An 18,753-nucleotide genomic window follows, 5' to 3' on the forward strand; every position below is an offset into this window, starting at 1 on the left:
AGGGGCCCTTCGTCCGCTCCTCACCCCGCAGAGGGCGTCAACGGCGACGCCCGGATGGAGTCACCGTGAACCAGCACGACCTCGACGTCCTCGACGAGATCCAGCGCCGGGTGCTCTGGCTCGCCACCCGCATCGTCGACGCGGCCAACCACGACCGCGACACCGGTGACGGGGTGAAGGTCGGCGGCCACCAGGCATCAAGCGCCTCCCTGGTCACCGCGATGACCGCGCTCTGGTTCCAGCACCTGGACGCCGAGGACCGGGTGGCGGTGAAGCCGCACGCCTCGCCGGTGTTCCACGCGATCCAGTACCTGCTCGGCAACCTCGACAAGTCGTACCTGCCCAAGCTGCGGGCGCGCGGCGGGCTCCAGTCGTACCCGTCGCGCACCAAGGACCCGGACGAGGTGGACTTCTCCACCGGCTCGGTCGGCCTGGGCGCCGCCGCGCCGCTGTTCGCCGCCGTCACCCGCCGCTACGTCGACGCGCACTTCGGCGCGCGCCCGCACTCCCGGTTCGTCGCCATCATCGGCGACGCCGAGCTGGACGAGGGCAACATCTGGGAGGCGGTCGCCGACCCGGCCACCACCGGGCTCGGCAACGTGATGTGGCTCGTCGACTTCAACCGCCAGTCGCTGGACCGGGTCGTCCCCGGCATCCGCATCAACCAGTGGCGCGGCCAGTTCGAGGCGGCCGGCTGGCACGTCGTGGAGGTCAAGTACGGCCGTCGGCTCGCCGAGGCGTACGCCCGGCCGGGTGGCGCGGCGCTGCGCGACTGGATCGACCGGATGCCCAACGAGCAGTACCAGTCGCTGTTCGGACTGGCCGGTCCGGCGCTGCGCAAGCAGTTCCTGGACGGCGCGCCGGCCGAGGTCGCCGCGTTCGTCGCCGACATCGGCGACGACGAGCTGGGTCCGCTCGTCACCGACCTGGGCGGGCACGACGCACAGGCCATGCTCGACGCGTACGCCCAGTGCGACGCGGTCACCGACCGGCCCAGCGTCGTGTTCGCGTACACGGTGAAGGGCTGGGGTCTGCCGATCGCCGGCAACCCGCGCAACCACTCGGCGCTGCTCACCACCGAGCAGATCGACGCGCTGCGCGCCGCGCACGGCCTGACCGCCGAGACCGAGTGGGATCGCCTCGACCCGGCGACCCCGGCCGGCATCCGGGCCGGCGAGCGCCGGGAGGCGCTGTCCCGCCCGCCGCGCGAGCGTGCGCTGGGCGTAACCGTTCCGGAGACCACGAGGGTACGCGCGAACAAGCCCGTCTCCACCCAGGAGGTCTTCGGCCGGGTGCTGGTCGACCTGGCCCGCGATCCGCAGGTCGCGCCCTACCTGGTGACCACCGCGCCGGACGTGGCCACCTCGACCAACCTGGCCGGGTTCATCAACAAGACGGGCGTGTTCGCCCCGACCGAGCAGCGTTCCTGGACCGAGGACCGGATGCTGCGCTGGACCGAGAGCCCCGCCGGGCAGCACATCGAGCTGGGCATCTCGGAGATGAACCTGTTCCTGCTGCTGGGCCAGCTCGGCCTGTCGTGGGACCTGTCCGGTCAGCCGCTGCTGCCGGTGGGCACCGTCTACGACCCGTTCGTGCTGCGCGGTCTCGATGCGTTCCTCTACGGCACGTACTCCGGCTCGCGGTTCGTGGTGGCCGGCACCCCGTCCGGCATCACGCTGGCGCCCGAGGGCGGCGCGCACCAGTCCACCATCACCGCATCGGTCGGCCTGGAGCTGCCCGGGGTGACGTTCCTGGAGCCCGCGTACGCCGGCAGCCTCGACTGGCTGCTCTGCGACGCGCTGGGGCAGATCGCCGGCGGCGCCGCTCCGGCCGCCACCGCCGCGCCGGCCGAGGACGGGGCGTACTACTTCCGGCTCAGCACCCGGCCGATCGACCAGGCGCCGTTCGAGGCCGCGCGTACGCGGCTCGGGGACGCGGTGCTGCGGCGGCAGGTGGTGGCCGGCGCGTACCGGCTCGTCGACGCGCACCAGGCGTACCCCGATCTGGCCGACGCCCCGGTCGTGCAGCTCGCCGCCTCCGGCGCGGTGCTGCCGGAGGTCCTGGCGGCCGCCGCCGAGCTGGCGGAGGAGGGCGTGGCCGCGCACGTCGTGGACGTGACCAGCCTGGACCGGCTCTACCGCGCGTGGCAGCGGACGCTGCGCCAGGGTGTGCGGACCGCGACAGTGCCGAGCGTGCCCGGCGCGCTGCGGTCGGCGTTCGCCGACCGGGTGCCGGTGGTCACCGTGCACGACGCCGCCTCGCACGCGATGGCCTGGCTCGGCTCGGCGGTCGGCGCCCCGGCGGTGCCGCTCGGCGTGGACGAGTTCGGCCAGTCCGGCAGCGTCCGGGAGCTGTACGAGCTGCACGACCTGCTGCCCGGCAGCATCGTCAACGCCGCGCTGGCCGCGATCGCGCTTCGCTGAGGCGGCGGCTGGTTCTCCTCACGGAGCGTGACGGCTGGACTGGCTGCGGAGAGTAACTGCCTTTGGCGGCCTCGGGATTCACCTCTCGGCCCCTTTGCTCTGCAGCCATATCCGCATCACCGTCCTGAGCTGGGGCGGAGTGGAATGCCCACCGCTCTGCACCCACCCAGGCGGTGACTCTCGGTGCCTGCTGCGCCGATGGGTGCAGAGCAAAGTCGGCGGCGGGGCATGCCCGGGCCGGACGGGATTTATGACGCGGAGTGACCGGGTGTCGGTGTGGCGGAGCACCGGACTGACCGCGAGGGGAAGCGGCGAGAAAGCGGAGCCGTCAGCTCGTGGGGGTGGGGCTCAGCGTGGTCGTACCCGGCGACGGCGACTCCGACGGGCCGCGGGTCGGGGTCGGGGTCACCGGGACCTGGTCGCCCTTGGCCGGGTCGCGGATGACGTGCCGTTCCAGGTTGACCTGAGACTGCCCGGTGCCGCCCACGGTGATCTCGTCGTACGCCTGGAGCAGCTTCTGCTGGTCGAAGTAGAGCACCGTCATGGTCAGCGGGGTCGGCTTCTCGCCCTCCAGGCCGCGCAGCCCGGCACCGCCGGTCGAACCCTGCACCATCAGCGTGGTCGGCTGCTTGCCCTCCACCTGCGGCAGCTTCGACACCTGCCGGGAGTGGGTGTGCCCGGAGAGCACCAGCGGGCAGGTGCCGGAGAGCGGGCCGGCCGAGGCGGGGTCGTGGATGAGCGCGATGTCGACCTTGCGCGGCGACTTCCCGATCGTGGCGGCGAGCTGTTCACCGGCGCCGATCACCTGGTCGGCGACGGCCGAGGTGAGGCCGCTGCCGGCCGGTGAGGTCTCCTTGTCCGGGGTGAAGCGGGGGTCGCCGATGCCGGCGATGGTCAGCCCGCCCACAGTCGTGACCGAGTTGTTCAGCACGATCGCGTTCGGCTGCTGCGCCACCGCGGCGGCGGTACGCGGCGAGTCGTGGTTGCCGCGGATGAACACGTACGGCTTCTTGAGCAGGCCGATCGACCCGACGAACGACGCCTCCGGCTCGCTGCCCCAGTCGGTCATGTCGCCGGTGTCGACCACCACGTCGATGCCGAACTGCTCGACCACGGTACGGATCAGCTGCCAACCGGTCGGGTTGAGGTGGATGTCCGACACGTGCAGCACCCGGGTGGTGCCGGGCGACGGCTGCACCACCGGCAGCGCCGAGACCGTGGTGTAGAGCTTGCTGACGTTGCCGACCAGCCGCTGGAGCTGCTCGGCGTACTTGGTGTAGTCGTTCGCGATCCGCCGCGCGTCACCGACGATCGCCGGCGCGTTTACGAGCAGGCCCTCGTACCGTGGCTCCTCGATCGCCTGCGGGCGCAGCGTGCTCGCGGCCATGCCGAGGCTGCCGGCGGTCACGACCAGCGCCAGACCGCCGGCCCAGGCGGTGCGCCGGACGTCCCGGAAGACGAGCGCGGCCAGCAGCAGCGTGGCCAGCACGGTCGAGGCGAGCGTACGCAGCCCGAGCCGCATCACGCCGTCGCGGACGTCCTGGACGGCCGACTGGCTGGCCCGGCTGATGCTGGCCGGGTCGTCGATGAGCGCCTCGGTGCGCCCCTGGTCCAGCGAGCCCACCTCGACGGTGAGGTACGCCGGACCGTCGTGGCTGTCCAGCAGTAGCGCGCCCAGCGGCGGGATGTCGACTGTGGTGCCGCCGGACAGCGACGGGCTGAGCTTCAGTTCGGCCCGGAACGGGCCGATGTCGGTGCCGACGTGGCCGCCCGCGTACGTGCCGATCACGATGCCGCCGAGCGTGACCGCGAGCAGAGCCAGCACCACACCCAGCCGACGCAGCCGGTGACCGGGCCGCCACGCCGTCAGTCGGCGGGCGCGCCCGCGCTCCGGAGACGCCTCGTCCCCGGTGCGGTGCTGTTCGTTCTCGTGGCCGTCCATGCTGAGATTCTGACCTGCCCCCTGCGCGATCTTGACAAACCCGGCCGGCCGGATCAGCTCCGGCCGGCACCACCGTCGGCGAAGACGAGCCGCAGGATGCGGTCGTCCTCGGCGGTGGGCGTACCCCGCCCGTCCCGGTTCGACGTGCTCACCCACAGTGAGCCGTCGGGCGCCGCCGCGACGGCCCGTAGCCGACCGTACCGGCCGTTGAGCAGGTCGCGCGGCTGACCGAGGACGGTGCCGTTACCGGCCAGCTCCACCAGCCAGAGCCGCTGGCCGCGCAGGCAGGCGGCCACGAGCAGACGGTCCGCTGCCGCCAGGCCGGAGCAGGAGGCGTCACCGGTGGGCCACTGTGTGATCGGGTTCACGTAGCGCCTGTCGTCGCCGCGTCCCTCGACCCGGGGCCACCCGTAGTTGCCGCCCTTGTTGATCTGGTTGATCTCGTCCCAGGTGTTCTGGCCGAACTCCACCGCGTACATCTTCTTGTCCGGCGTCCAGGCGAAGCCCTGGACGTTGCGGTGACCGGTCGACCAGACCGGCGACCCGGCGGTGGGGTTGCCCGGCGCCGGCTTGCCGTCCGGCGTGATCCGCAGGATCTTGCCGCCGAGGCTCTTGGCGTCCTGGGCGTTCTCGGTGCGCCCGGCGTCGCCGGTGCTCGCGTAGAGGTGACCGTCCGGGCCGAAGCCCAGCCCGCCGCCGTTGTGCGTACCGGACTTCGGGATGCCGGTCAGGATCGGCTTCGGCGCCTGCCCGAGCTGCATCTTCGCGATCCGGTTGTCGTCCTCGGCGGTGTAGTAGACGAAGACCGTGCGGTCCTTGGCGTACGCGGGGGAGACAGCGATGCCGAGCAGGCCGCCCTCACCACCGGCGGCCACGTCCGGCACGGTCTGCACCGGCCGCACGGTCAGCCCGTCCGGGCCGGACTCCGGGCCGACCTGGAGGATCCGCCCCTTGTCCCGCTCAGTGACCAGGGCGCCGCCGTCGGGCAGGAACGCGATTCCCCACGGCACCTCCAGGCCCCGGGCCAGCACGGTGGCGACCACCTGCTGGCCGGCCCCGCCGGGACTCGCGGTGCCGGACGGTGTGGGCAGGTTGGGCGGGGCGCCGGCCGGGTCCGGCTCGGGCTCGCCGAGGGCGCAGCCGGCGGTGCCCAGCAGCAGCGCCGCGCAGGACGCCGCCAGCGCCGTCCGGAGACGGCTGACACGGGGGTACGCAAGACGCGGGCTCACCCGCCCCAGCCTAGCCGGGCGGACCGGCGAACCGGGCGCGTCGCGCCCACCCCTGCCCGCCTCCGGCCGTTCGGGGGAGTGCCGGTTCAGCCGGCTCGCAGCGCGAGCAGGGCGACGTCGTCCTCGCGCCGGTGCGCGGCGGCGAGCAGCCGGTCGCAGAGCAGGTCCAGGGGTACGCCCGGCCCGCCGGCCTCGAGGTGGGCGAGCAGCTCGGCCTGTCCCTCGTCGATCGGCTGGTCCCGGCGCTCGATCAGCCCGTCGGTGTGCAGCAGCAGCGTGTCGCCGGGGGCGAGGGTCAGCGTCCGGCCGGCGCGCCGGGGCGGCCGGGCCAGGCCGAGCAGCGGTCCGCGGCCGTCCGCCACCGAGACCGTGCCGTCGGCGCGGACCAGCAGCGGTGGCGGATGCCCCGCGTTGCACCAGGAGACCGCCAGCCCGCCGGCGGCCGGACGGACCCGGGCCAGTACGGCGGTGGCGACGGTGGGCACCCGCAGCCCGCCCATGGCCCGGTCCAGGTGGGACATCAGATCCTCCACCGGATCGTTCCGCCCGTACGCGTTGCCCCGCACCAGGTTGCGCAGCTGGCCCATGCTGGCCGCCGCCTCGATGTCGTGCCCGGCGACGTCGCCGATCGCGGCGATCAGCTCGCCGTCGGGCTGGACGAAGGCGTCGTACCAGTCGCCGCCCACCTCCACCCGGTCGGCGGCCGGCAGGTACCGGGCGGCCAGCTCGATCCCCGGCACGGCCGGAAGGGTCGGCAGCATGCTGTGCTGCAACACCTCGGCGACGTGGCGCTGCTCGCCGTAGAGGCGGCTGTTGCCGACCGCCTGTCCGGCGCGTACCCCGATGTCCTGCGCGGTGCGCAGGTCGCTCGGGTCGAAACCGCGCCGCCCCGGACGGTTGACCAGCGTGACCGCCCCGATCACCCGGTCCCCGGCGGCGGTGATCGGCACGGTCAGGTGGGAGCCCACGCCGAGCCGCTCGGCGAGCGGCACCAGTTCCGGGCGCGTGGTGCCGCGCGCCACGTCGTCCAGGCCGGCCACGGCCCGCACCACCGGCCGGCCGGTACGCAGCACCGATCGGATCTGCGAGTCCGCGCTGAGCCCGGTGGTCAGCAACTCTGCGAAGCGGGCCAGGTCGGCCTCGCGCTCGGCGTCCCGGTGTACGCCGGTGACGGTGCGCGGCCGCCCGGCCGGGTCGACGAGCGTGATCAGGCACCAGTCGGCGAGCAGCGGCACCATCGCGTGCCCGAGCCGGTCGACCGCGGTGGCCACGTCGAGCGTGCCGCCGAGCATCTCGCTCATCCCGGCCAGCATGGCGAGCCGGTCGTGCGCCTCCTCCGCGCGGCGGCGGGCCTGTTCCGAGCCGCGCACCGCGATGCGCAGCCGCAGCTCCGAGGAGCACGCGGCGGCCAGGTCGGCGAGCGTACGCAACTGGTCCTTGGTCCAGGCCCGGGGCTTGCTGTCGATCGCGCAGAGCGAGCCGAGCACCCGCCCCTCCAGGTCGGTCAGCGGCATGCCCGCGTACGCGACCACGCCCAGGTCCTCGATCGCCAGGTTGAGACGTACGCGCGGGTAGAGGCGGGCGTCGGGCAGCACCAGCGGCATCTCGATGTCGACGACGTGCTGGCAGAACGAGTGGGTCAGCGGCGTCTCCCGGCGGGCCGCCCACGGCTCCGGCAGCCCGGTCGCGCCGGGGAAGAACTGACGGTCCGCGTCCACCAGGGAGACGAGCGCGACGGGAACGTCCAGCAGGTCGCCGACCAGCCGCGCGAACCTGTCGAACGACTCGTCCGGTACGGCGTCGAGCCGCGTCTCGTCGAGTGAGCGCAACCGGTCGGGATCGGCGAGCGCCGGAATCGGCACGGACACCCGTCCCCGGCCGTCCTCGCTCATCGCCACCGCCCTCAGCAAGCGGAACACCCGACCGGCATCCCGCTCTCGGTTATACCCCGCCGGACCGCCACTCCATTCCCGGCGCGGTGTTCGTCACGGGTCACGCCGCACCGGCCGGTCCGGGGCCGATATCGTCGGCGGTCGTGAAGGTATGGATCCCGCACCCCGAAGGACGCCGGCTGCTCGGCGAGCCACCGCCCGGCGTCACCGTGGAGGTGCTGGACGACCCGCACCGGCTCCCGTCGTCCCCGTCCGGGGTGCGATTCTGGGTGCCGCCGTTCCTGTCCGGCCCGGACGCCGGTGCGCTCCTCGCCGAGCTGCCCGACGTCGAGGTGGTGCAACTGCTCTCCGCGGGCGCGGACGCCTGGGCGGGACGGATGCCCGACGGGGTGACGCTCTGCGACGCCCGGGGCGTGCACGACTCGCCCACCGCCGAGTGGGTCGTCGCCGCGATCCTCGCCTCGCTGCGCGGGTTCGCGCCGCTGGCCCGGGCGCAGGCGCGGCGCGAGTGGGCGTACGACGAGGTGGCGCCCACCGACGAGCTGGCCGGCAAGCGGGTGCTCATCGTCGGCGCCGGCTCGATCGGCACCGCGGTCCGCGACCGGCTCGCCCCGTTCGAGGTGAGCTTCACGCTCGTGGCCCGTACGCCGCGCCCCGACCAGGGCGTGCACGGGGTCGACGAGCTGCCCGCGCTGCTGCCGGAGGCGGACGTGGTGGTGCTCCTGGTGCCGCTGACCGAGCAGACCCGGGGCATGGTCGACGAACGTTTCCTCGCCGCGATGCCGGACGGCGCGCTGCTCGTCAACGCCGCCCGCGGGCCGGTGGCCCGTACCTCGGCGCTGGTGGCCGAGCTGACCTCGGGCCGTCTGCGCGCCGCGATGGACGTCACCGACCCGGAACCGCTGCCCGCCGACCATCCCCTGTGGGAGCTGCCGAACGTGCTGCTCACCCCGCACGTCGCCGGCTCGGTACGCGGGCTGCTGCCCCGCGCGTACCGCCTGGTGGGCGAGCAGTTGCGCCGGTACGTGGCAGGGGAGGAGCTGACGAACCGGGTGGTCGACGGCTACTGATCGCCGGCTTGCTGATCGCCGTCGGCGTCCGGTAGTTCCTGCCCGGTGACGGCGATCAGCCGGGGCAGTTCGCTGGCGCGTACCGCCGGCAGCATCACCACCTCGCCGTCGTCGAGCCGGGCCATCGCCCGGCCGCGGGAATCACCGGCGAGTTCGGCGACCCGGTTCCACGGCACCCGGCGCTGCCCGGCGAGCGCCCGCAGCCGCAGCTCCCGGGCGTCGGCGTCGGTGCCGGCCCGCCACGCCCAGACCGCGACGGCGAGGGGTACGAGCAGCACCCAGAGCAGCCACCAGCGGGCGGAGGCCAGGGGCAGCGCGCCGATGAAGGCGACGATCGCGGCGACCAGGATGGCCTGGTTGTGACGGAAACGGACGGTATCGGCGCGGCTCACCTCCCGATGATCCCATCCGGCCCCTCCACCCCACCCCCCGGGCGTCCCCCGCCCCATCGGGGACCCCCGCCGCCCCCGCCCTTCCGCGCCCGCCCCGAACGGCCCGCCCCAGATCTTGGTACGGCTCCGCCCCTCGCGGGGCGGCTCGGTACCAAGATCTGCCGCGTCTGGAGATCTTGGAAGCAAAGGGCCCTCCTGGGGGCCGGTTTCTTCCAAGATCTTGTGTCGGGAGGCGACGCGAAAGCGAGCGGCGTCGATCTTGGACGAGGGCCGTCTCCGTGACAGCTGTTGGTGTGACGGACGTCACTGGTGCGGTGACGTCACCGGGCGCTTCCGGGATCGTTTCTAGGCGTGGCCGCAGCGGTCCCCGCCGATGCGTCCCCGCCCGCCCCGACCCCGCACGTCGTACCGCGTACCGCAACCGCACCGCCCCCGTGCCCCCTCACGAAGGCGACCGCCGTGCCCGTCCCCCCTCCCGCCGATCCCCGTCGGCAATCAGCCCTGCCCGATGTCGCCGTGTCGCTCACCGGCGCGGTCTTCCTCCTCGCCGGCGTCGCCGGTGCCCTGCCCGGCCCCGCTGCCGCCGCGCTCGCCGTCGCCGGAGGTTTCGCCCTCGCCTGCGTCCGGCTCGCCTGGCTGGCCGGAGCCGCCACACCGCCCGACCGTCCCGCAGCCAACGGGCGGCGGGCGCGCCGGGCCGCGCTGTCCCGCCGGGTCGCCGCCATCCTGGACGGCGCCGTCCAGGTCGCCGGGCTCACCGTTGCGGTGCTGCCGCTGAGCGACGCCGCGCACCGGCTGCCGATCGCGCTGGCCGGGCTGTGCCTCGCCGGGGCACTGCACGTGACGGCCCTGCTGCGCCTGCCCGGCCGATCCAGGCTGTCCGGCCCGGAGCTGGTGCGCCGTACCGTCGACGTGCTCGCGCTCGGCGTCAGCCTGGTGTTCGCGGGCTGTATGCTGCTGCCGGGCGGCCCGGTCCCGGCCGTCGCCGCAATGGTGGCGGCGGGCGGCGCGGTGGTGCTCGCCGTGCTCGCGGTGGCCGCCGTCGCCGAACGCCGGCGCCGGCCCGGTGCCGCGCGCTGCCACGCCGGGGCCGCGCTGACGCTCGGCGGGCTGACGCTGCTGGTGGTGCTGCTGGCCTACGGTGCGCCGGACCGGGCGCTGCCGCTCGTCGCGGCGCCGCTGGTGGCGGGGGCGCTGCTCACCGCCGCCGGCGCCCGGCGTACCTCCGGGGGTGAACGACCGGGCCGGGACGTGGCGCCTGCCGCGTGGCCGCGCCTCACCGCGCCGGCCGGGATCGCCGCGCTGGCCGCCGGGATCCACCTGGGTACGGCGGGGGAGTTCAGTACCGCCGCGATGGCCCTGGGCCTGGCCGTCGTTCCGCCGATCATGGTGGGTGAGCTGCTCGCCGCCGCCGACCAGCGTCGCCGGGTGCAACGGCTCGCGGCTCGCGAGGCGTGGTTGCGGCGCCGCCTCGGACCGGACGCCCGGGCGGCCGAGCCCGTGCCGCTGACGCGCGCCGAACTGGTCCGGGCGATGGCGGAACGCAGTGGCGGCGCGCTGCTCGTCGTCGACCTGCACGGTACGGGTGGCGCGGTGCCGGAGGGGCCGGTGCTGACCGAGGCCGCACGCCGGTTGCGAGCGGGCGCCGAGACGCAGGATCTGGTCGCCCGGCTCGGCGACACCGAGTACGCGGTGCTCACCGACCGCGGGCCGGTGCTCGCGTACGCGCTCGGTCTGCGGCTGCTCGCGGCGCTGGCCGAGCCGTACCCCCGGCCCGGAGGTCTCGCCCGGTTGAGGGTGAGCGTCGGGCTGGCCGAGACCAGCGGCGGCGATCCGGAGGACGTACTGCGGCAGGCGGACCTGGCCCGCCGCCGGGCGGTGCAGCTCGGCCGGGACCGGGTCGAGTGGTACGACGCCTACCTGGAGGAGCAGCTGGTCCGCCGCCTGGATCTGGAGCGGGAGCTGCCCGGCGCGGTGGCGCGCGGTGAGCTGGACCTGGTCTACCAGCCGGTGGTGGCGCTCGCCGACCGGATGCCGGTGGGTACCGAGGCGTTGCTGCGCTGGCGCAGCCCGGCGTTGGGCACCGTGCTGCCGGCCGAGCTGCTGCCGGTGGCGGCCGACCTCGACCTGACCGGCGAGATCGGGCGGTGGGTGCTGGACCGGGCCTGCCGCCAGCTCGCCGCGTGGTCGGAGGGCGGTCGCGAGCTGTGGATGGCGGTGAACGTGACGCCGCGCGAGCTGGCCGCCCCGGACTTCGTGGCGCGTACCGCAACAGCGCTGGCCGCGTACGACGTGGTGCCGGAACGGCTGGTGGTGGAGGTGGCCGAGCCGGTGGTGGGCGCGGAGTTGTCCACAGTGGTGGCTCGACTGGCCGGTCTGCGGTCGATCGGCGTGCGGATCGCGCTGGACGACTTCCGGGCCGAGCACGCCTCGCTCGCGCAGCTCCGCCGGCTGCCGATCGACCTGCTCAAGGTGGGCCCGCACCTGGTCGGCCCGGGCGGGGACGGGCAGCGTCCGCTGATCGACGTGGTGGCGAACCTGGCCGACCGGCTCGGCGTGGAGCTGGTGGTCGAGGAACTGGAGTCGGAGGTCCAGGTGGCGGGCGCGCGGCGGGCCGGCTGCCGGTACGGTCAGGGCTTCGCGCTGGCCCGCCCGGCGACCGCCGAGCGGGTCGAGGCGTGGTTCGAGGAGTACCCGTCGACCGCGCGGTGAGCTGAACCGGTTCAGCGGTTCGTCGTACGAGGTGGGGCGGTGCTGCCGCGCGGCGTCAGATGCGCGGTCTCGTCCTGTACGACGGCGGCCGGCTCGCCCGCGATCACGGCCAGGAGCTGGCGCGCGGCGTGCGCGCCGTACGCCGGGATGTCCCGGCCCAGCGCGGTGAGCGGCGGGTGCACCAGCCGGCAGAGCGGCGAGTCGTCCCAGGCCACGATGGACAGGTCGCCCGGCACGGTGAGGCCCATCTCCTGGGCCACCGAGAGCCCGGCGATCGCCATCACGTCGTTGTCGTAGATCACCGCGGTGGGGCGGCCGGCGGAGCTGAGCAGCCGCCGGGTGGCCCGCGCGCCCTCCTCGCCGGTGTAGTCGGACCAGACGGTGGTGGCCTCGTCCAGCCCGAGCCGCCGGCACACGCCGGTGAACGCCTCGGTGCGGATCTCGGTGTGCAGCAGCGACTGCAGCCCGCCGACCCGGGCGATGCGCCGGTGGCCGAGCGCGACCAGGTACTCCACGGTCTCGACGAGGGCCGCCGCGTCGTCGGCCCAGACGCTCGCCAGGCCGCCGGTGTGCCCGGGCCCGCCGATCACCACCGCCGGCAGTTGCAGTTCCTCCAGCGCCGGCACGCGCCGGTCGTCGGTGCGCAGGTCGCAGACGAGCACGCCGTCCACCCGGCGTTCGGCCCACCACCGCCGGTAGACGGCGATCTCGGCCTCCTGGTCGCTGACCACCTGGAGCGTGAGCGCGTACGAGCGGGCCGACAGTTCGGCCTCGACGCCGCTGATCAGCTCCATGAAGAACGGCTCGATGCCGAGTATCCGGGCGGGGCGGCACAGCGCCAGCCCGACCGCCTTGGCGGTGGCGCCGGACAGCGCGCGGGCGGCGCTGCTCGGACGGAACCCGATCTCGGCGGCGATGGCGAGGATCCGCTGCCGGGTCGCCTCGGAGACACCGGGCTGGCCGTTGAGGGCGTACGACACCGCGCCCTTGGAGACCCCGGCGCGCCGGGCGACGTCGGCGATGGTCGGCCGCTTCACCGAAGCGTTCCTCCACTGTGTCCGGCCCTCGCGGGCGCTTCCGGTCGCCGGATCACCGGCGTCTGGTGACGCTACTGCACGCGCTGCCGGGTCCGGGTGCCGCCGGCGGCGCCGGTGGACCGCATCCGGCGGCAGTCGCTTGTGCGGTTCAGCTTAGGGCGCGGACCCGCCGCCGACCGCCCTGACCGTGGTCGTGAGCGGCGGCGAGGTTACCGAACCGGCACATCGGTAACCGACCGTTGACAGTCATGAATGAGGACCGTACGGTGGCGTCACTTATCCGGTTCAGTCAACGTCTCTCGATATTCGGGAGCGTTCCCATTCGGCGCGGAGGATGAGATGAGACGGTCCTGGACGCACCTGGCGCGGGTGGCCGCCGTCGGTGCCGTCAGCCTGGTCATGATCACCGCCTGCAGCGGCAGGAGCACCACCGGCGGCTCGGACTCGGCCGGTGGTCAGGTCACGCTGAAAATCAACTTCTGGGGCGACTTCGGGCTCCAGGATCTGAAGGCCAAGTACGAGGCCGAACACCCGAACGTCAAGATCCAGCTCAACTCGGGCGAGTACAACGCCCAGCACGAGGACCTGCAGAAGAAGCTCGTCGCCGGCAACGGCGCGCCCGACATCGCGGCGATCGACGAGGGGTTCATGGTCCAGTTCCGCAGCCAGTCCGACAAGTTCGTCAACCTGCTCGACAAGGGCGCCGGCTCCTACGAGAGCAAGTACCTGCCCTGGAAGTGGAAGCAGTCGCTGTCGGCGGACGGCAGGACGCAGATCGGCCTCGGCACCGACGTCGGCGGCCTGGCCATGTGCTACCGCACCGACCTGTTCAAGGCCGCCGGCCTGCCCACCGAACGCGACCAGGTGTCAGCCCTCTGGCCCACCTGGGACAGGTTCATCGAGGTCGGCCAGCAGTACACCGCGAAGACCAAGAAGAAGTTCATCGACGCCGGCACCAACCTGTTCAACCCGATCCTCGGCCAGCAGCCGGTCGGGTTCTACGACGAGCAGGACCAGCTCCGGATGGAGCAGGGTCCGAAGGTCGCGTTCGACTACACGGTCAAGGCGGTCGGCGCCGGATTGTCGGCCAACCTGGTCAGCTTCCAGGCCGACTGGGACAAGGGCTTCACCAGCGGCGCGTTCGCGGTGCTCGCCTGCCCGGCCTGGATGCTCGGCCACATCAAGGACACCGCACCGGGCACCGAGGGCAAGTGGGACATCGCCGCGGTCCCGGGTGGCGGCGGCAACTGGGGTGGCTCCTTCCTGACGCTGCCGAAGCAGGGCAAGAACGTCGACGAGGCGTACAAGCTGCTGACCTGGCTGGTCGCGCCGGAGCAGCAGATCGAGATCTTCAAGAAGGTCGGCAACCTGCCGTCGCAGCCGGCGCTCTACAGCGACCCGGCGATCGCCGACTTCAAGAACCCGTTCTTCAACGACGCCCCGGTCGGCCAGATCTTCCCGAAGATGGCGCAGGGCCTCACCCCGCAGTACCTGGGCCGGAAGAACGGCCCGACCCGGGTGGCGGTCGAGAACGTCATCCGGCGGGTGGAGAACAAGTCGCTCAAGTCCGACGCCGCCTGGAACGAGGCGGTCAAGGAGGCCGAGAAGGCCGCCAAGTCCTGACGTGTCACAGGTGACGGGGCGGCCCGGTCCGCCCCGTCACCGTCCGATCTCCCGGCCCTGGAGTGAACAGATGTCCAGCACCCGTGCCGCGCCCGCGCCACCAGGCCGTCCACCCGCGCGCAAGCCCGGCCGTACCGGGGCAGCCGACCGGCGGATGACCTGGCGCGACCGGCTGTACCGCTTCGACATGCGGTACATGCCGTACCTGATGATCGCGCCGTTCTTCCTGCTCTTCGTGGTGTTCGGGCTGTTCCCGCTGCTGTTCAACGCGGTCGTGTCGCTGCGCAACTACCGCCTCGACGACCCGACGCTGCCGTACTGGGCGGGCGTGGAGAACTTCAGCCGCCTGGTCGCCGACGAGGACTTCTGGAACGCCCTTTACAACACGTTCGGCATCTTCCTGCTCTCCACGGTTCCGCAGCTGCTGCTCGCGCTGCTCGTCGCGTCGCTGCTCAACCGCAGGCTGCGGGCGCAGACGTGGTGGCGGGTGGGTGTGCTGCTGCCGTACGTGACACCGATCGTGGCCTCGACGATGGTGTTCAGCGTCTTCTTCTCCCGCGACTTCGGCATGGCGAACTGGGCGCTGGGCCTGCTCGGCATCGGCGGCGCGGACGACCCGATCGACTGGCGGGCGGACAAGCTGCACGCCTGGATCGCCATCGCCACGATGGTCAACTGGAAGTGGATCGGCTACAACGCGCTGCTCTACCTGGCCGCCATGCAGTCCATCCCGCGCGACGTCTACGAGGCCGCGGCGATCGACGGCGCCGGGCAGTGGAAGCAGCTCTGGCGGATCACCGTGCCGATGATCCAGCCGGTGGTCCTGTTCACAGTCATCCTGTCCACCATCGGCGGGTTGCAGCTGTTCACCGAGCCGATGCTGTTCGACCCGAACGCGCAGGCCGCGACCGGCGGGCCGGACGGCGAGTGGCAGACCATCGCCCAGCTCATCTACAAGGTCGGCTGGAAGGACCTCAACCTCGGGTACGCCGCCGCCATGTCCTGGGCGCTGTTCCTGATCATCCTGATCGTGGCCGGCGTCAACTACCTGCTGACCAACCGACTCTCCGGAGGCCGCCGGTGACGACGCGACGCGTGGTGGCCCGGGCACCACAGGACACCCCGGCCGGGCTCTGGACCTACCTGCTCCTCGCGGTGAGCATGCTGTTCGCCGCGTTCCCGCTCTACTGGATGTTCGTCATCGCCACCAGCGACGACGAGGCGCTGGCGAAGCTGCCCCCGGCGGTGATCCCCGGCGACCGCTTCCTCACCAACGTCGACGAGGTCTTCTCCCTCCAGGACGTCTACTTCGCCGCGTCGCTGGTCAACAGCGTCATCGTCTCCGCCGTGGTGACCGCCTCGGTGCTGTTCTTCTGCTCGCTGGCCGGGTTCGCCTTCGCCAAGCTGCGCTTCACCGGCAGCCGCGTGCTGATGCTGTTCGTGGTGCTCACCCTGACCGTCCCCAACCAGCTCGGCATCGTGGCGCTCTACATCGTGATGGGCAAGCTCGGCTGGAACGGCACGCTGCTCGCGGTCATCGCGCCCGGCCTGGTCACCGCGTTCGGCGTGTTCTACATGCGGCAGTTCATCGTGAACACCGTCCCGGACGAGCTGATCGAGTCGGCCCGGGTCGACGGCGCCACCACCATGCGGGTGTACGCGACGATCGTGCTCCCCGCGATCCGCCCGGCCCTGGCGGTGCTCGGCCTGCTCACGTTCGTGGCCACCTGGAACGACTTCCAGTGGCCGCTGATCACGCTCAGCGGCACCGACTACCCGACGTCGATGGTGGCGATCTCGGACCTGGCCAGCGGCAACTACGTGATCTACCGGCGGGTGCTCGCGGGCGCGTTCATCGCCACCGTCCCCCTGCTGGTCATGCTGTTCATCGGTGGACGTCAGATCGTCCGCGGAATCATGGAAGGCGCGGTGAAGTCGTGAGCCGTCGAACGCTGCTGCACGAGGGATGGACGCTGCGGGCCGAGCCCGGCCCGGCGGTGCCGCCGGAGATCGCCGGGGCGGCGGTGCCGGCCACGGTCCCCGGTTGCGTCCACACCGACCTGCTCGCGGCCGGCCTCATCCCCGACCCGTACCTGGACGACAACGAGAACCGCCTCACCTGGATCGGCCGCACCGGCTGGGTCTACGAGACCACGTTCGCCTGGCGACCCGGTGACGAGGACCGGATCGACCTGGTCTGCGCCGGACTCGACACGGTCGCCACCGTCACGCTCAACGGCGTCGAGGTCGGCCGCACCGAGAACCAGCACCGCTCGTACCGCTTCGACGTCCGCGCGCTGCTGCGCCCGGACGGCAACACCCTGGCCGTACGCTTCGCCTCCCCGTACCGGTACGCGGAGGCGCACCGGGACCGGCTCGGTGACCGGCCGAACGCGTACCCGGAGCCGTTCCACTTCATCCGCAAGACCGCCTGCAACTTCGGCTGGGACTGGGGGCCGACGCTCGTCACCGCCGGCATCTGGCGCGACATCGGCCTGCACGCCTGGTCCACCGCCCGGTTCGCGTCGGTCCGGCCGCTCGTGACGGTGGCCGACGGAGTCGGCCGGGTCGAGCTGCACGTGCGGGTCGAGCGGGCCGGCGACGAGCCGCTGACCGTCCGCGCCGCCGTCGCCGGGGTCAGCGCCGAGGCCGCCGTACCGGCGGGGGAGCGGACCGCCGTCGTGACGCTCACCGTCGCCGACCCCGCGCTGTGGTGGCCGATCGGGTACGGCGACCAGCCGCGGTACGACCTCGACGTGAGCCTGCACGGCGCCGACGGCCGAGGGCTGGACGCCGCGTCCCGGCGGATCGGGTTCCGTTCGGTCCGGCTGGACACCACGCCCGACGCGCACGGTACCCCGTTCACGCTGCACGTCAACGACGTGCCGGTGTTCGTCAAGGGCGTCAACTGGATCCCCGACGACGCGTTCCCGAACCGGGTCACCCGCGAGCGCCTCGCCGAGCGGTTCGCCCAGGCGGCCGGCGCGAACGTCAACCTGCTGCGCGTCTGGGGCGGCGGCCGGTACGAGTCGGACGACTTCTACGACCTCGCCGACGAGATGGGCCTGCTGGTGCAGCAGGACTTCCTGTTCGCCTGCGCGGCGTACCCCGAGGAGGAGCCGTTCCGCACCGAGGTCGAGGCGGAGGCGCGCGAGCAGGTGACCCGCCTCGCCGGGCACCCGTCGCTGGTGCTCTGGACCGGCAACAACGAGAACATCTGGGGCTGGCACGACTGGGACTGGCAGGAACCGCTGGCCGGGCGTACCTGGGGACGCGGCTACTACCTTGAGCTGCTGCCGGAGATCGTCGGCGAGCTGGACCCGACGGTCCCGTACTGGCCGGGGAGCCCCTGGTCCGGCAGCGAGGACGTCCACCCCAACGACCCGGCGCACGGCACCACGCACATCTGGGACGTGTGGAACACCGACGACTACACCCGCTACCGGGACTACGTGCCCCGGTTCGTGGCCGAGTTCGGCTACCAGGCGCCGCCCGCGTACGCGACGCTGCGCCGGTCCCTCTCCGACGACCCGCTCGCGCACGACTCACCGGGCATGGCGCACCACCAGAAGGCCGCCGACGGGGACGGCAAGCTCCGGCGCGGACTCGACGCCCACCTGCCGCCACCGGCCGACTTCGACGACTGGCACTACCTCACCCAGCTCAACCAGGCCCGCGCCATCCAGCTCGGCGTCGAGCACTTCCGCTCGCACCGGCCGGTCTGCACCGGCACCGTCGTGTGGCAGCTGAACGACTGCTGGCCGGTCACCTCCTGGTCGGCGATCGACGGCGACGGCCGCCGCAAACCCCTGTGGTACGCGCTGCGCCGCGCCTACGCCGACCGGCTGCTGACGGTGCAGCCGCGCGACGGTGGGCCGGCGCTGGTGGCGGTGAACGAGACCGCCCAGGCGTGGAGCACGCCGGCCACCGTCACCCGGCTGGCCCTCACCGGGGAGCCGAGGGCGAAGACCTCGGTCGACCTCGACGTCCCCGCGTACTCCTCGGTCGTGGTGGAACTCCCGGCGGAGCTGGCGCGGCCGGACGACGGCCGCGCGGAACTGCTCGTCGCGGACGCCGGGGACGCCGCGGAGCGGGCGCTGTGGTTCTTCGCCGAGGACCGCGACGTGCGGTGGCCGGCGGCGGAGTGGGACGCGACCGCCGAGCCGGTCGACGGCGGCCGGCGCGTCCGGGTGACCGCGCGGACGGTGTTGCGAGACCTGACGCTGTTCCCTGATCGCCTCGATCCGGCGGCGCAGGTGGATCGGGCCCTGGTGACGCTGCTGCCGGGGGAGAGCGTCGTCTTCACGGTGAGCACTACGCGTCCGCTGGATGCCGAGGCGCTCACCTCCCGGCCGGTGCTGCGCTGCGTCAACGACCTCGTCTGAGGCCACACCGCATCTCCGTCGATTTGAAGATTTCTGCAAGTGCTAAAG

General features: G+C 73.0%; 12 protein-coding genes. 7 read left to right on the top strand and 5 right to left on the bottom strand.

The features are described from left to right. The first annotated feature begins 65 nt into the window (after positions 1 to 65). Positions 66 to 2,423 carry a transketolase-like TK C-terminal-containing protein gene (locus tag O7611_RS04525; RefSeq protein WP_194799634.1) on the top strand — a complete coding sequence of 786 codons (2,358 nt, stop codon included), beginning with the start codon at positions 66 to 68 and terminating at the stop codon, positions 2,421 to 2,423. Between the two features lie 328 nt (positions 2,424 to 2,751). On the opposite strand, the gene O7611_RS04530 is transcribed toward O7611_RS04525, so the two are convergent. The 3 genes from O7611_RS04530 to O7611_RS04540 form a co-directional block, all read right to left on the bottom strand. Continuing rightward, positions 2,752 to 4,365: a metallophosphoesterase family protein gene (locus O7611_RS04530; protein ID WP_194799635.1), complete on the bottom strand. Its 1,614-nt coding sequence runs from the start codon at positions 4,363 to 4,365 to the stop codon at positions 2,752 to 2,754. A gap of 53 nt (positions 4,366 to 4,418) precedes the next feature. Further along, on the bottom strand, positions 4,419 to 5,594 hold the full coding sequence (locus tag O7611_RS04535; RefSeq protein WP_269696267.1) for a PQQ-dependent sugar dehydrogenase: 1,176 nt from the start codon (positions 5,592 to 5,594) through the stop codon (positions 4,419 to 4,421). 86 nt (positions 5,595 to 5,680) lie between these two features. Beyond that, positions 5,681 to 7,486, bottom strand: coding sequence for a SpoIIE family protein phosphatase (locus O7611_RS04540; protein WP_194799637.1), 1,806 nt, complete (start codon positions 7,484 to 7,486; stop codon positions 5,681 to 5,683). Between the two features lie 143 nt (positions 7,487 to 7,629). On the opposite strand from O7611_RS04540, the gene O7611_RS04545 reads away from it, so the two are divergent. After that, positions 7,630 to 8,556, top strand: coding sequence for a 2-hydroxyacid dehydrogenase (locus O7611_RS04545; protein ID WP_194799638.1), 927 nt, complete (start codon positions 7,630 to 7,632; stop codon positions 8,554 to 8,556). On the opposite strand, the gene O7611_RS04550 is transcribed toward O7611_RS04545, so the two are convergent. Beyond that, on the bottom strand, positions 8,550 to 8,948 hold the full coding sequence (locus O7611_RS04550; protein WP_194799639.1) for a PH domain-containing protein: 399 nt from the start codon (positions 8,946 to 8,948) through the stop codon (positions 8,550 to 8,552). The two genes, O7611_RS04545 and O7611_RS04550, sit on opposite strands and share 7 nt — an antisense overlap. A gap of 516 nt (positions 8,949 to 9,464) precedes the next feature. On the opposite strand from O7611_RS04550, the gene O7611_RS04555 reads away from it, so the two are divergent. After that, on the top strand, positions 9,465 to 11,660 hold the full coding sequence (locus O7611_RS04555; protein ID WP_269696268.1) for a bifunctional diguanylate cyclase/phosphodiesterase: 2,196 nt from the start codon (positions 9,465 to 9,467) through the stop codon (positions 11,658 to 11,660). 11 nt (positions 11,661 to 11,671) lie between these two features. On the opposite strand, the gene O7611_RS04560 is transcribed toward O7611_RS04555, so the two are convergent. Further along, the gene (locus tag O7611_RS04560) at positions 11,672 to 12,697 is read right to left on the bottom strand and encodes a LacI family DNA-binding transcriptional regulator (protein WP_262014716.1); all 1,026 of its coding nucleotides are present in this window, start codon (positions 12,695 to 12,697) and stop codon (positions 11,672 to 11,674) included. A 339-nt stretch (positions 12,698 to 13,036) separates the two neighbouring features. Between O7611_RS04560 and O7611_RS04565 the strand changes: the two genes are divergently transcribed. The 4 genes from O7611_RS04565 (at position 13,037) to O7611_RS04580 (ending at position 18,705) form a co-directional block, all read left to right on the top strand. After that, positions 13,037 to 14,320, top strand: coding sequence for an ABC transporter substrate-binding protein (locus tag O7611_RS04565; RefSeq protein ID WP_194799642.1), 1,284 nt, complete (start codon positions 13,037 to 13,039; stop codon positions 14,318 to 14,320). A gap of 70 nt (positions 14,321 to 14,390) precedes the next feature. Beyond that, positions 14,391 to 15,404 carry a carbohydrate ABC transporter permease gene (locus tag O7611_RS04570; RefSeq protein ID WP_194799643.1) on the top strand — a complete coding sequence of 338 codons (1,014 nt, stop codon included), beginning with the start codon at positions 14,391 to 14,393 and terminating at the stop codon, positions 15,402 to 15,404. Further along, positions 15,401 to 16,261 (top strand): carbohydrate ABC transporter permease, encoded by an 861-nt coding sequence (locus O7611_RS04575; RefSeq protein ID WP_120571307.1) that lies wholly within the window; start codon positions 15,401 to 15,403, stop codon positions 16,259 to 16,261. Before O7611_RS04570 ends, O7611_RS04575 begins: the two co-directional genes overlap by 4 nt. Further along, positions 16,258 to 18,705 carry a glycoside hydrolase family 2 protein gene (locus O7611_RS04580; protein ID WP_269696269.1) on the top strand — a complete coding sequence of 816 codons (2,448 nt, stop codon included), beginning with the start codon at positions 16,258 to 16,260 and terminating at the stop codon, positions 18,703 to 18,705. Before O7611_RS04575 ends, O7611_RS04580 begins: the two co-directional genes overlap by 4 nt. Positions 18,706 to 18,753: the final 48 nt, after the last annotated feature.

Origin of the sequence: Micromonospora sp. WMMC273 (assembly GCF_027460285.1) — a bacterium.
GTDB lineage: Bacteria > Actinomycetota > Actinomycetes > Mycobacteriales > Micromonosporaceae > Micromonospora > Micromonospora aurantiaca.